The 12,504-nt window shown below is 46.7% G+C and carries 14 protein-coding genes; all 14 read right to left on the bottom strand.

Features of this window, described 5'->3' with window-relative positions; genetic code table 11:
• Window positions 1-2 precede the first annotated feature (2 nt).
• Window positions 3-1,136, bottom strand: coding sequence for a flagellar biosynthesis protein FlhB (gene flhB, locus FJM67_RS03520; protein WP_140587292.1), 1,134 nt, complete (start codon window positions 1,134-1,136; stop codon window positions 3-5).
• Entirely contained in the window at window positions 1,129-1,911 is a 783-nt protein-coding gene (gene fliR, locus FJM67_RS03515; RefSeq protein WP_140587291.1) for a flagellar biosynthetic protein FliR, read from the bottom strand. Before fliR ends, flhB begins: the two co-directional genes overlap by 8 nt.
• Entirely contained in the window at window positions 1,911-2,180 is a 270-nt protein-coding gene (fliQ, locus tag FJM67_RS03510; protein WP_140587290.1) for a flagellar biosynthesis protein FliQ, read from the bottom strand. The genes fliR and fliQ overlap by 1 nt, the downstream gene beginning before the upstream one ends.
• Before the next feature lie 3 nt (window positions 2,181-2,183).
• Window positions 2,184-2,924, bottom strand: coding sequence for a flagellar type III secretion system pore protein FliP (gene fliP / locus FJM67_RS03505; protein ID WP_181161420.1), 741 nt, complete (start codon window positions 2,922-2,924; stop codon window positions 2,184-2,186).
• Window positions 2,924-3,340: a flagellar biosynthetic protein FliO gene (fliO, locus tag FJM67_RS03500; protein WP_140587288.1), complete on the bottom strand. Its 417-nt coding sequence runs from the start codon at window positions 3,338-3,340 to the stop codon at window positions 2,924-2,926. The genes fliP and fliO overlap by 1 nt, the downstream gene beginning before the upstream one ends.
• A complete protein-coding gene (gene fliN / locus FJM67_RS03495) occupies window positions 3,315-3,773 on the bottom strand; it encodes a flagellar motor switch protein FliN (protein ID WP_140587287.1) in 459 nt (152 codons plus the stop codon). The genes fliO and fliN overlap by 26 nt, the downstream gene beginning before the upstream one ends.
• Before the next feature lie 8 nt (window positions 3,774-3,781).
• Window positions 3,782-4,750 carry a flagellar motor switch protein FliM gene (gene fliM / locus FJM67_RS03490; protein WP_140587286.1) on the bottom strand — a complete coding sequence of 323 codons (969 nt, stop codon included), beginning with the start codon at window positions 4,748-4,750 and terminating at the stop codon, window positions 3,782-3,784.
• Window positions 4,751-4,757: 7 nt separating this feature from the next.
• On the bottom strand, window positions 4,758-5,279 hold the full coding sequence (locus FJM67_RS03485) for a flagellar basal body-associated FliL family protein (protein WP_140587285.1): 522 nt from the start codon (window positions 5,277-5,279) through the stop codon (window positions 4,758-4,760).
• Window positions 5,280-5,398: 119 nt separating this feature from the next.
• Complete coding sequence (locus FJM67_RS03480) at window positions 5,399-6,931, bottom strand: flagellar hook-length control protein FliK (protein WP_140587284.1); 1,533 nt, start codon at window positions 6,929-6,931, stop codon at window positions 5,399-5,401.
• A gap of 46 nt (window positions 6,932-6,977) precedes the next feature.
• Window positions 6,978-8,681 carry a SpoIIE family protein phosphatase gene (locus FJM67_RS03475; RefSeq protein WP_140587283.1) on the bottom strand — a complete coding sequence of 568 codons (1,704 nt, stop codon included), beginning with the start codon at window positions 8,679-8,681 and terminating at the stop codon, window positions 6,978-6,980.
• Window positions 8,682-8,687: 6 nt separating this feature from the next.
• Window positions 8,688-8,987: an STAS domain-containing protein gene (locus FJM67_RS03470; RefSeq protein ID WP_140587282.1), complete on the bottom strand. Its 300-nt coding sequence runs from the start codon at window positions 8,985-8,987 to the stop codon at window positions 8,688-8,690.
• Between the two features lie 12 nt (window positions 8,988-8,999).
• Window positions 9,000-10,460 (bottom strand): hypothetical protein, encoded by a 1,461-nt coding sequence (locus tag FJM67_RS03465; RefSeq protein ID WP_140587281.1) that lies wholly within the window; start codon window positions 10,458-10,460, stop codon window positions 9,000-9,002.
• Entirely contained in the window at window positions 10,450-12,024 is a 1,575-nt protein-coding gene (locus FJM67_RS03460) for a hypothetical protein (RefSeq protein WP_140587280.1), read from the bottom strand. The genes FJM67_RS03465 and FJM67_RS03460 overlap by 11 nt, the downstream gene beginning before the upstream one ends.
• A complete protein-coding gene (gene fliJ, locus FJM67_RS03455; protein WP_140587279.1) occupies window positions 12,024-12,464 on the bottom strand; it encodes a flagellar export protein FliJ in 441 nt (146 codons plus the stop codon). The genes FJM67_RS03460 and fliJ overlap by 1 nt, the downstream gene beginning before the upstream one ends.
• Window positions 12,465-12,504: the final 40 nt, after the last annotated feature.

Raw genomic sequence — 12,504 nt, 5'->3', positions numbered from 1 at the left:
CTTTAACCATTCCACTGAAACTCTTCCGGCACTTCCAGATCCGGAAGCAATTCAGGAACAGGCTCGCCTAAACGGGCGCGACGTAGCTGGTAAACATACGCCAATAGCTGTGCCACCACTTTAAATAACCCTTCAGGTATTTCATCGCCAATTTCAGTATGCCGATAAATTGCACGGGCTAACTGTGGGGATTGTATCACAGGAATATCGTAAAAATTCCCTACTTCACGGATCTTCAGGGCGATGAAATCACTGCCTTTAGCGACCATGATCGGCGCCTTGCTGTTTGTTTGATCATATACTAATGCCACGGAAAAGTGTGTCGGGTTGGTAATAATCACGTCCGCTTTAGGAACATCCTGCATCATCCGATTCATGGCGGCTTGCCGTTGCATTTGGCGAATGCGCCCCTTCACTAAGGGATCCCCCTCCGCCTGCTTGTATTCATCCTTAACTTCCTGCTTAGTCATTTTTAAATCGTTACTGTGTTTCCACGCTTGATATGGGATATCGATGGCTGCAATCACAATCAGAGCCGAGGACACAAAAATGAAAGCCCAAATCAAAATGGTCACAGCATGCTCTATAGCCTCGCCAAGAGTTTCATAGGTTAGCGAGGTCATTTCTGGCAGGTAATAGGTCAATACGAACCAAGCGATCACTCCAACTAAAGTAACTTTAGCGATAGACTTAAGTAGCTCAACCAAAGACTGAACCGAAAACATGCGTTTTAAGCCTGCAATTGGGTTCAACTTGGAAAATTTGGGTATGAGCGGCTCCCAAGTGAAGTTAAATCCGCCCATTACAATGCTGCCAATCACCCCCGCTACAAATAACACAGACATCATGATGATCAATGAGTCAACCATTGCCATAATCGACTCATACATGTGATATATCATGCGTGCCATATCAAACATATCTTCACGCTCAATATCAAAATTGAAGCGAAAGACCTTAAGTAAATCCACCGCGATCAAGTTACCGGTACCGTACAGCGTTGCAGCGGCAACGATCAGCAATGCGGCTGTACTCAAATCACGAGAACGCGCCACGTTTCCCTTTTTTCTCGCATCTTCGATTTTCTTGGAACTGGCATCTTCGGTTTTTTCGGTACCGTCTTCGTTCTCAGCCATCTACACGTAACCCCCATGTATCCTGAAGCCACCTAGTCATTTCCTCGAAGTAGAGGCGATATATGTCAAGAAAGTCTTCCAGCAGGATCCAGAAAAATATCAGCGAAAATAACAGTATCACAGGAAAACCCAACGCGAAGATATTTAATTGGGGCGAGGCTTTAGATACCACACCAAAGGAAATGTTCATTACCAATGTAGCAATTGCCAACGGCATCACTAGCAATAGAGCTTTTTCAAACATCCAGCCCCCCAACTGCACCACATCCCAATACCGCTGACTATCAAATCCTTGTCCAATAGGCCAATAGTTAAAGCTCTCAGCCAGATACTCAATCATGACTAGGTGTCCGTTAGTCCCGAGAAAGGCCAACCCTACCATCATCATGTAGTACTGCCCCATGGTTGCTACACTAATTCCGTTTGCAGGGTCATTTGACATCGCAAAACCAAGACCTGCTTTCATCGCCGCTAACTGGCCAGCTAATGAAAACAATTGAAATAATGCCGTTACTACAAATCCCAATATGTAACCAATCACCAACTGCTCAGCGATCAGAATAATGAATGCCGGAGAAATAGGGTCGTACGCAGGGATAGGGACAATTGGTGTGAGAATAATTGAAATAACAAACGCGAACAGTACTCTCACTTGGACACTGACCAACTGACTACCAAACAGTGGCAACGCCATGATGAAAGCACCGATACGAAAAAACGGCAGCAAAAAAGAGATAGTAAGAGTTAATAGGTCATCAGTGTTAAAGTTCAACATTAGCCAATGATCATCGGTATATCGACGAATAACTGGTTAGTAAAATCCGTCAACGTTGTAAGCAACCAAGGGCCGAAGTGCATCGTAGCGAAAAGGGTAACAATAAGGCGGGGTAAAAACGACAACGTCTGCTCGTTGATTTGGGTTGCTGCCTGGAATATTGACACTATTAGCCCCACAATCAAGCTTGGCACCATGACGGCAGACACCATGATGATAATCAAATAAAAACCGTGCCCATACAAATCCAATACTACCTGTGGATCCATGCCCTACACCCCGAAGCTCGCCGCCAGAGTCCCCATGATCATAGCCCAACCATCAACCATGACAAATAACATAATCTTAAACGGTAGGGAAATAATCACCGGCGATAACATCATCATACCCATTGCCATCAATACACTGGCAACCACCAAGTCAACGATCAAAAATGGGATAAACAACATAAAACCGATCTGAAATGCTGTTTTCAATTCACTCGTAACAAACGCTGGCATCAGGATGGTAAACGGTAATTCGGCATATGATTGGTACTGCCCTTCCCGTCCAGCGAGCTTAACATAAAGCGCGATATCGTCTTCCCGTGTTTGCCCAAGCATAAATTCTCGAACCGGAACTTCTGCAGCCTGCACTGCCTGCATTGAGGTCAGCTCGTCATTGAGATAGGGCTGAATCGCGACTTCATTCACCTGATCTAAGGTTGGCGTCATAATAAATAAAGTCAAAAATAGCGCCATTCCCACCATAATTTGGTTTGAAGGTGTCTGAGCTAACCCTATTGCCTGACGCAATATGGCGAGCACTACTATGATACGCGTGAAAGAAGTCATCATAATCAGAGCTGCCGGCAGCAGGGTCAGCGCTGTCATGATGAATAGGATTTGTAGGGAAACCGAGTACTCCTGACTACCGTCAGGATTGGTTGTCAATGTGACTGCTGGCAAACCGGTTTCAGCAAACGACAAGTTGGGCAAAGACAGCAGCAAAACCAGCGGAATAAAAAAACGCATCAGCTCATTCCAGACTTTTCTTCGCTTTGTTGCGCCTGAGCTAAAGCATCAGCAAAACGACTAGAAGGACCTAATTCACACAATACCGTTATCTGCTGGGAGGTTGCCCCTAACAGTAAACGTTTGTTTTCAATTTCAACCAAAACAAGCCGTTCTTTGGGCCCCAAATGCTGGGATTCTATGACCTTGATTTGTGAACGAGAGAATTTGTGCTGCACTTTCTGCAGACGCTTCATCCCCCAAACCACTGCTGGAATAAGGACAACAAGAACGGCTAAGGATAACACAAGTCGCCATACCGCCCCTACATCCATCAGACCTAAAGAGGATGGCTCCTTATCGGCAGCTTGTAATAGCGGGCTACCGATAACAAACAGCACAACCATCAGATTATTTGAGGCGTTTAATACGTTCACTAGGGCTCACTACGTCGGTTAAGCGAATACCATACTTATCGTTAACCACTACCACCTCACCGTGGGCTATTAGTGTGCCATTTACCAACACATCCAACGGCTCACCAGCAAAACGATCTAACTCTACCACTGAACCTTGGGTCAGTTGCATCAGGTTACGAATAGCGATTTCAGTATTACCTAGCTCCATAGATAAGGTCACCGGGATATCCATAATAAGGTCGAGATCAGACCCTAATCCGGCACTACCACCGCCCCCTAGTTCTTGTAGTTGCACAGGCTTAACATCATCCACCTGCTCAGACATGGCCGCAGCCCATTCATCATCCAGATTATCACCACCACCCTCGGAGGCTTCCGACATGGCGGCAGCCCACTCATCTGCCAAGTCGCTGTCCATACCCTCTGCGTCTGGGTTTTGCTCTTCTGCCATCTTTGCTACTACCTTGAATTCTTGTAACTTTCTACCATCTCAACCGCATAGCGGCCTTTGCTGACACCGAGTTTCCCTTTGAATGTGGGCACATTATTCGCCCGAACCGTCACGTACTGGGGAAGCTCGACCGGAATAATATCTCCAGGTTTGAATTTTAGCACCTCCCCTAGGGAGACTTTTTTATTTACCACATTCACCTGAAGTTTGACATCTAACTCTTTCACGTCTTGCTCTAATGACTTACCCCAGCGCTCGTCTTTTTCATCCACATCACTTTGCACACCGGCATCAAGCAGTTCTCGGACCGGCTCAATCATGGAATAAGGTAAGGTGATATGAAGCTCACCACCTCCACCGTCCAATTCGATATGAAAGGTAGATACCACAACCACTTCGCTAGGGCTGACGATATTCGCCATGGCAGGGTTTACTTCGGAACTAATGTACTCAAGCTCCAACTTCAATACTGGCGCCCAAGCTTCGGTCAAGTCCACGAAGACCTGCTCTAGCATCAACTGTACAATGCGTATCTCAGTGGGAGTAAATTCACGACCCTCGATTTTTGCATGTCGCCCATCACCACCAAAAAAGTTGTCTACCAGCTTGAATACGAGCTTCGCATCCAAAATAAACAGGGCGGTACTTCGGAGGGGGCGAAACTTAACCAAATTAAGGCTAGTGGGTACATACAGCGTATGCACATACTCACCAAATTTCATTATCTGCAAGCCGCCAGAGGACACATCGGCAGTTCGTCTTAGAAGATTGAATAAACTAATGCGGGTATAGCGGGCGAAACGCTCGTTGATCATCTCAAGGGTGGGCATCCGCCCACGGACAATACGCTCTTGACTGGTAATATCATAGGATAAGACCCCGCCCGCGTCCGCATTATCGTCTGCTTCGGGTTTCTCATCCGCCCCATGCAATAGGGCATCGATTTCGTCTTGAGAGAGTAGATCTTGCGTTGCCATTAGAGTATCACTGCATTACAAAATTAGTGAAAAGCACATCCTCAATACCACCTACACCGGTTTCCTGGGTCAGAATCTGATTAATAGCAGCAATCGAGGCTGTCTTCAGGGCTTGCTTACCAGCAACCGTCTGCAACTCATCAAAAGATTGACTGGAAAACAACAATACCAAGCTGTTGCGAATAAGTGGCATATGAATTTTCACGGCGTCTATTTGGGCTTGATCGCGGGATTTCAACGTCATATTGAGTTGCAAATAGCGCTGTTTACCAGAGATCATAAAATCCACTACAAATGGCTGATCGATCTCTAGGTAAATTGCAGGACCATCTGTCTGTACCATTTCGGCGCTAGCGGTTTCTTCTTGGGCCGCCGCTTCCGTGTCATCTCCACCCATAAGTAAGAAAAAAGCCGCAGCACCGCCACCACCTAAAACTAATAAAGCTACCACCAGTATGATGATCAGCTTTTTTTTGCCACCTTTCTTACCGTCTTCAGCTCCAACGTCTAAGCCTTCATCTTGCGCCATGAATAACCCTTGCTCTACTTAGTCGATTAATTTTGTGTTTAAAAATGTGCTAATTGCTTCATTCTACTGACTTTGTCAGGAATCACCATGGTTTTCTCCGTGGCATTTTCCCCATATTGCTAGGCATAGAAATCAATTCCACGATCAGCTGGATCGATGTAGCTAATATTTACGTCTTCCGTTGCTTCAATATCATTCCCTACACCTGCTGCTCTTGCCGCACTTTCATCATCTCCATAGCGATCACCCTGTTGCCCAGCAGCATTATCTTGAGCTACATTCACGTCAACTGAGTCTAGTTCAATACCCTGTTGTTGTAGCATATCTCGTAAACGCTGCATTTGCCCCTCAATCATGTCCCTAGACTGGGCATTAGCCGCGACAAAGCTGACATGAGTATTGCCGTCCTGATCCATCGTCACCTTGATCGTCAAACTACCGAGTTCAGGGGGATCAAGCTGAATATGCGCCGTTTTCACACCTTCGCTAGCTACCCAACTCACCTTTTGCGCCATTTCCAAAGGCCAAGCGCCAGATTGAGGAGGCACTGACATTGTCAACGCTGCCCCACTAGATGTCGTTGCTGGAGCAGCAGCACCTCCCAGAGAAGTGGTAACTGAAGAACTTCCCACTCCACTCTGATACAAAAGCTGATCACTACTTTCAGTAACATCTACACCTGTTTGCCCAGCCACTAGAGACATCAAAGCCTCTGTAGACAAGGGCATCTTCCCTGCAGCAGGCGTCAAAGAAGAACTGATTCCACTAGCGATTGGTGATAGTGTCCCGGAGGTTGGGGAAGCGAGATCAGACTTTGGAGTGAGCTGACCAAGCACCCAAGCCAAGTTATCTTGCTGGCGGCGCTCTTCAATACTGGTCTGCATCGGAGAGGCTGTACTCGAGTCACTCAAAGCTTGAGATTGCAATACTTGTGCGCCTGACAAGACTTCAATTTCTTCGCTTTGTGCTGCTAAGGTACCAACATCGGTGCTAGTAACTGGCTGAGCTTTGATAGGTTGATTTGGAACGGATAGAGGCGTGCTTTGTAACTGTTCGTCGGATACCACCTGAGCTTCAGTAGCAACCACGCTGTTATCGGCATCTACCAACACTGTGTCAGGGGCATCCTGTGTCCCAGTCAGCACGACGGCTTCTGCAGAATGCTCATCTACTACCGTCGCAGATACATCGGCAAGCTCACTATTTTCAGCGGCGGATTCTGTCTCATTAGGCTGCAAATTTGTGCCACCCAAAGAGGGGTTAACTGCGGTTATCTCGTCAATGTTCGGGTCAATTTCTTCGGCTTCGGCTCCAGAAACCGATGCTTCAACAGCATCGACTTCCTCGCTTGCTTGATTAGCGGCTAAAGTTGACTGGCTCGCAACAACGTCTTTATCTTGATCTTGCTTCTCTGCCGTGGCATTTGAATGCCTGTCGTCACTATCTCGGGCTGGCTTAGCTTCGGCAGACTCCACCCCGTCAGTATCTGCCTCAGATTTAGACGCAGTGTCTTCGACAGTAGATTTTTGTTGTGAAGCATCGTTAAAGATTTCACCAAAGTCGCTACCACCCTCCCTAGACTCGCGCCCAACGGATTGTGCATTACTGGTTTTAGGAGCAGACGCTGTAACATTCAGGATAGAATTAACCATACAAACCTCCGAGATCGTAACGCAAAGTTTGCAAGATCAAGGCCAACTAGTTTTTCCAGCGATAAACAGCTTCCATACTATTACCATGATCACCAAAGGTAACACTGGTACAAAGTTGATGAATGAGCGCTAAACCGCGATTGAATGGCTTATCTGAATCGAATACATCTAAATTGATTTTGCTGATATCAAAACCTTCGCCACTGTCAGATACCGTGAGTACCAGCTTGCCCTCTTCAGCATTAGCGACCACTTCCACCTTGATTGAGATCCGCCCCTCATTGAGATTTTGCAGTCTTAATTCCCGTTCTGCATAGTACTCAGAGAAACCATCCACTGTGCGTTTTTTGCTGGATTCTAAGCGTAAGATGCCGTGCTCCAAAGCATTAGAGTACATCTCAGTTAAAATCATAAATACTTGGCTAGAATGCCGATTTAAACCATCTACCGTATTCAGTATCTGCAACAGGTACGGCAACGGATCACTGGTGCGCAATGATTCCGCATCGAGGTCATATTGAAATGAAAAGCAAGCTGGACGGTTATTTCCTCCGGCAGCCTCCCTCATACCGCCATCTTGACCGTTATCGCGCGGCAGTTTAGAAAGATCAATTGCTAAACAAGAAATATCATCATGGGGGTTATCCAGTATACCTTCCGAACGCAGCATATCGGTCAACCAGTTAAATTGCTGGCCATGAACTACGTCGCCGGCATATAAAGGGTCTAATGCGTCGTTATATTTAACCTTACCGGCACCTGTTTTCGCCTCATAGACTCCATCGGAAAAGGCAATTAAGTAGTCATTCTCGTTGTAAGTAATAATTTCTGTATCACATTCAAACTCCCGTCCATTCAACACACCAAGAGGTAGGGAACTAGACTGAATTCGCTGCGGGGCAGAACTCTCAGTAGAGAAGAACAGAACATCAGGCAAGCCCCCGTTCCAAACTTCTAAAGTCTGATCGTTGATATTCAGATCAATAAAGGCGGCTGCACAAAACATGTTAGGAGGCAGAATCTCAAATAGACGTCGGTTTACCTCAGGCAAAATCTGACGCATAACGAAGCCTTTTTCCGTCCAATCGAAAAAGATATCCGCCAATGGCAAGGCGCCGATCGCAGCAGACAGGCCATGCCCGGTAAAGTCACCGAGCAAAATGTGCATGCCACCATTTGGCTTGTAAGCAGCTAGCACGACATCTCCGTTGAAGATATGACTGCCATGGTGCAAAACATTAAGCATGGGGTCAGATAGACAGTTGGAGTGGGTGATGCGCTCATAAACAATTTTGGCAATTTCTTGATCATGTACCATCTGCTGGTTGAGCACAGTTAACTCATCGCGCTGCACGAACAGGGTATTTTGCAACATCAATAATCTTGCAATGGCATTAAGCTTGGCTGTGACCAGCATCGGGTTGTAGGGTTTGGAGATGAAATCCGTACCCCCTACTCTGAGGCAGTTTTCTAGGGCATCGGTATCGGTAACACCCGACAAGAAAACGATTGGAACCAACTTATCTGTTGCTAACGCCTGAATTTCCAACGCGGCTTCCCAGCCATTTTTACGTGGCATACGGATGTCTAGGCAGACCAGTTGAATCACGTCTGGATCAAAGAAATCGATCGCTTCCTGACCATCCTCGGCACAAACTACTTTGTGACCAAAGCGACTCAGCATAGACTGCAACAGCAGCCGGTCAGATGGATTATCATCTGCAACTAATATGGTCAGGTGCTCACTCATCAGACATCACTCCAAGGTAAAAAGTCGATCAAAGTTGGCGATGCGCAATACATCAAGGGTGGCTGGAGGCGCCGATTTCAAGATGATTTTTTCTTGGCCACCACCCGCGTGATCCCGCAATAACAGCAACATGCCTAGTGCCGCCGAATCCATATAAGTTACCCTACTCAAATCAATCAAAAAGCGATTCTGGCCTGAGTACTGGGTAATGACTTCTTTGAACTCGTTTTGACAGTTGAAATCGAACCGTCCCTCGACAACCACTTTTACCGTCTTCGTTTTCGCTATTAATTCGTGATGAATCATATTCTATCCCTTCTAAAATTCGTCCCACGGCTCTATCGCTACATTCTCAATCTTGTGAGCATATAATCTGGAAAGCCCTTTTACGTGCGCTTCGGCTTGTAAAATTCGCTCGCCTAATTCAGTAACATCGTGAATGATTTCGTGGCCATCCGTTCCGGGGAGCATCTCTGTATCTATGATCGAACGCGCTTCGCGGACGACCGCAATAACGGTATCTATATCGTGACTGAGATCAATCGCATGGGCTCTAACTAATTGGGGGTTTTGCACCGCTCCTGGAGCAATCCACTGCACGATAGCCGCTTTTATATCTTCAATCGCATGTTGCACAAACTGCAGCTGATCTCTACTTGAGCGCATCTGCTCTGTCCAAGTTTCGGTGTTCTCCGCCACGCTCTGAGATTGATGATCCAGACCACTGGCAAGATTACCTAATTGACGATAAATCTCGTTCAGCTGCTCCAAGTGAGTGGTTTGCCAACCCTCTAGTTGCGCTTGATCAATACCGCTAGGTTGAAGATTAGCTGTCGTCAGTCCTTCGAGCTGTTGTAGTTTAGTAATTTTTTGCGTCACTACACCATGTTCAATAAAGAAATGTGACAGTTGCTCTAACGCCCCTTTTACTCGACGACGCACAGACTCCAATTTGACCGTATGAGGATAAAATGGCGATAACTTATCCTGTAACCTGACTGGTATATCCCAACTATCGGCGGCTAACAGATTGATGTTGGCAGTAAGCGCCTGTATTTCCGCTTGATTCTGATGCTGTCGGCATTCAAGCAAGAAACCAATAGGTTCATTCTCATGCAGCAACGGCAACTTATTCAGTTCGTAACGGATGTTGTCGATATATCGCACGCTGCCGTGTTCGATATCACCCACATCCAGTCTCTCACCAATGAGACAGTCTAGATGATGATCAGCACCAACCAATGCGGAAATTTCGCTGCGGGAATGCTCCCATAGATTCATAAAACCCAGACTCTGTGTGACAACTTCATGTTTACTATTGAGCAGAACTTTCGCGGTTAGAGATCCCGCCAACGCGGCCTGCAACAGCTCAAATTTGTTTGACACATGCTGGTAGTCGTAAGCGATCGTTACTAAAGCGTTATCAAGATAACGCGCAAAATCACCAAACTCATCCCTTCTACTAACCGGCACCAACTGGTGCTCTGGATGCCGTTCCCTACGATCAACCAATAATTGGAAGTAACGCAAACTCGCTTGAGTATCCTGATGAACTCTTCTGAGTAGGTAGACGAAATACCCCACAACAAGGCCAAATCCGGCCCCATACAACCACCATGGCGACAGGGCCATAGAGTCGGGGTAGAGACTCAAATATAAGCAACTGCCGGTGAAACCACCAAAAAGCAAAACAAACAGTACTCCATGTACTACCAGCCAATCGCTTTGACGACTACGCTTTTTAGCAAATGCAGCAATGCAGATATCTTCAGTTTCCATTTTTAGCAACCTGAGTATAGAGATCCGACCAAAGATCACGGTAATGATGAGAGTGGATTGCCACTGTTGCGTTGTCCGTAGGAATTTGCACCACAAAATCTGCGCTTAACGTGATAGACACAGATTCAATTTTCTGTGGCATTTCAGTAAGTCCCAGCGGCCGCCGGAGCAACAAGCCAAACCATGCCTCACCCTGGCCAATTAGCACAATAATACCTGTTTCCGAACCAGAGGGGACTTGCATATTACTCCCTACCCTCAATACCGGCAGCACATACTCACCGTAGAGGATTTCCCGCTCGCTCACCCAATGCCCCAAGTCATCAACTAACACATCAATAATCACCCCATCGTCAATTTTGATGGTCGTTGGCGATGAGTCTGAGTAAAGAAATTCTACCCCCCGATACTCAGGAGAAATCACCGGAAATTCCAGAGGGTCTGACTCGATAGCCCTGAGTAGTGGCTGCCATGGCTCACGGAAAACCTGTCCCTGGGACATCCAATAGTTGGCACAGAACTTAGCATGATGGCGTACCACGAGAGGAATAGCTGAAAGCAACTGGATTCTCGGCACCAACAAGAGATAGCTCTCGGAAATACTATCGATATGCAACCAGTGCTCATAGATACCAGCATGCCCCTCATCAACTGGCACCCGCTGACCGTCTTCGGACAATACAAAGCTCGGCACATTGGGAAGATTTGCACCTCGAAGACTGTCATTAATTACCCAGTAATAAGGAATTGCCCAACTCACTTCTCCTTGTGACAGCACGCACAACAGCTCGGTGGAGGGCTTGTATACTAATTGATCTGCCCCTAATAACTGCAGCTCAGTATCCATGTGAAGCATATATCTTGCTCCATGGAGCCAAATAGGTCGGAGAAAACAACTTGAGGCGATTGAGAGCTCCGATGCAGAGCTGTTGGTAAGCTCGGAAGAGCCAATCGACAAGCTACACTCTTGCTGCTGTCTAGCAAGGTAAGCTGGAGATAAGCCGGATACACTACCATTCACAAATTGAGCTGACCTTAACGGCGCTAAGCGCCACCGCCAGTCTTCAAAACGACTTTCCAGAAAAGCTTGAGTGACGGCCGTCATTAGATGAATTTGTGCGCTGAAGGATTTTCGGGTAACTAATTCTGGCTGCGCCACTGAGGTAACGTGCCAGTCCCCAAATTCAGTCAAGATATCTAGCTCATGCCAGAAACTATTGCGCTCCCCCTGAAAAGTACCAATCACTAATCGCCTAGGCTGGGAGCAAACAGCAGGAAGCGATGGCGTAACAAAGCTCTGCTCAGGTGAAAATAGCTTCCCTCTCAAGAAGATTATGTAGCTAGCAAGGCCTACTTTAAAATCATCTAGTGATGACAGACGGCATTGCCCCAACTGTCCCACGAATTCCTTTAGATAATTCTCAATACCCAACTTAGTGGCAAAATGAGAAGCCACAAACGCAATTTGATTAAGCCGGCGTATTTCTTGACCGTTGAGCGGCTCAGTTAAACTAAGCGCTGCCACTTCAAGCTCGTAACAAGCCTTTATCAAAGCGCTAGTCATCAAAACAGTCCTCGACGACTAAAATACAATCGCCCAGCATGTTCATCCAGTTGCTTTTGTTCCTGCTTATCAACTACCGCTTGCTCTTCTCGCTCACTTTTGTCCTTTAGCCAATCCATTCCTTTGGTTTTTGCTCTGGCTTGCTGCCATCTTCTGCGGGTCATATTAACCTGCTGTTCAGAGCGCTGAATTTGCTGACGCTGCTGTGTGATAGCTTGTTGCACCCGATCGACAAAATGCTGGTAATTGGTTGCTAAATAAGGGGATAGACCGAGGAGGTTACGCTCCTGCTCATATTGGCTGGCGTAGTCCATTAGCTCTTGCAATTTACGCTGATCCGCCTCAAGCCGCTGCTGATCCTGGGCCAGCTGCTTCGCCACATCATCTTCGCGACGTTGCCACACATCTACCAGCAATGACATTCGCTGAGACTTCTTCATATCACTCCTTGGTAAATGGGGAAATTAGACTTGCGCTACA

This window comes from Maribrevibacterium harenarium (assembly GCF_006385675.1).
Taxonomy (GTDB): Bacteria; Pseudomonadota; Gammaproteobacteria; order Pseudomonadales; family Marinomonadaceae; genus Marinomonas; species Marinomonas harenarium.
The sequence above is the reverse complement of the archived record's forward strand: the minus strand, read 5'-3'. Positions and strand labels throughout refer to the sequence as shown.

Coding starts and splice junctions, on each gene's coding strand:
- FJM67_RS03480 (WP_140587284.1), bottom strand. CDS start 6,931: ATGGTTAATTCTATCCTGAATGTTACAGCGTCTGCTCCTAAAACCAGT.
- FJM67_RS03460 (WP_140587280.1), bottom strand. CDS start 12,024: ATGACTAGCGCTTTGATAAAGGCTTGTTACGAGCTTGAAGTGGCAGCG.
- flhB (WP_140587292.1), bottom strand. CDS start 1,136: ATGGCTGAGAACGAAGACGGTACCGAAAAAACCGAAGATGCCAGTTCC.
- FJM67_RS03475 (WP_140587283.1), bottom strand. CDS start 8,681: ATGAGTGAGCACCTGACCATATTAGTTGCAGATGATAATCCATCTGAC.
- fliR (WP_140587291.1), bottom strand. CDS start 1,911: ATGTTGAACTTTAACACTGATGACCTATTAACTCTTACTATCTCTTTT.
- fliJ (WP_140587279.1), bottom strand. CDS start 12,464: ATGAAGAAGTCTCAGCGAATGTCATTGCTGGTAGATGTGTGGCAACGT.
- fliQ (WP_140587290.1), bottom strand. CDS start 2,180: ATGGATCCACAGGTAGTATTGGATTTGTATGGGCACGGTTTTTATTTG.
- fliM (WP_140587286.1), bottom strand. CDS start 4,750: ATGGCAACGCAAGATCTACTCTCTCAAGACGAAATCGATGCCCTATTG.
- FJM67_RS03485 (WP_140587285.1), bottom strand. CDS start 5,279: ATGGCGCAAGATGAAGGCTTAGACGTTGGAGCTGAAGACGGTAAGAAA.
- FJM67_RS03470 (WP_140587282.1), bottom strand. CDS start 8,987: ATGATTCATCACGAATTAATAGCGAAAACGAAGACGGTAAAAGTGGTT.
- FJM67_RS03465 (WP_140587281.1), bottom strand. CDS start 10,460: ATGGAAACTGAAGATATCTGCATTGCTGCATTTGCTAAAAAGCGTAGT.
- fliN (WP_140587287.1), bottom strand. CDS start 3,773: ATGGCAGAAGAGCAAAACCCAGACGCAGAGGGTATGGACAGCGACTTG.
- fliP (WP_181161420.1), bottom strand. CDS start 2,924: ATGCGTTTTTTTATTCCGCTGGTTTTGCTGCTGTCTTTGCCCAACTTG.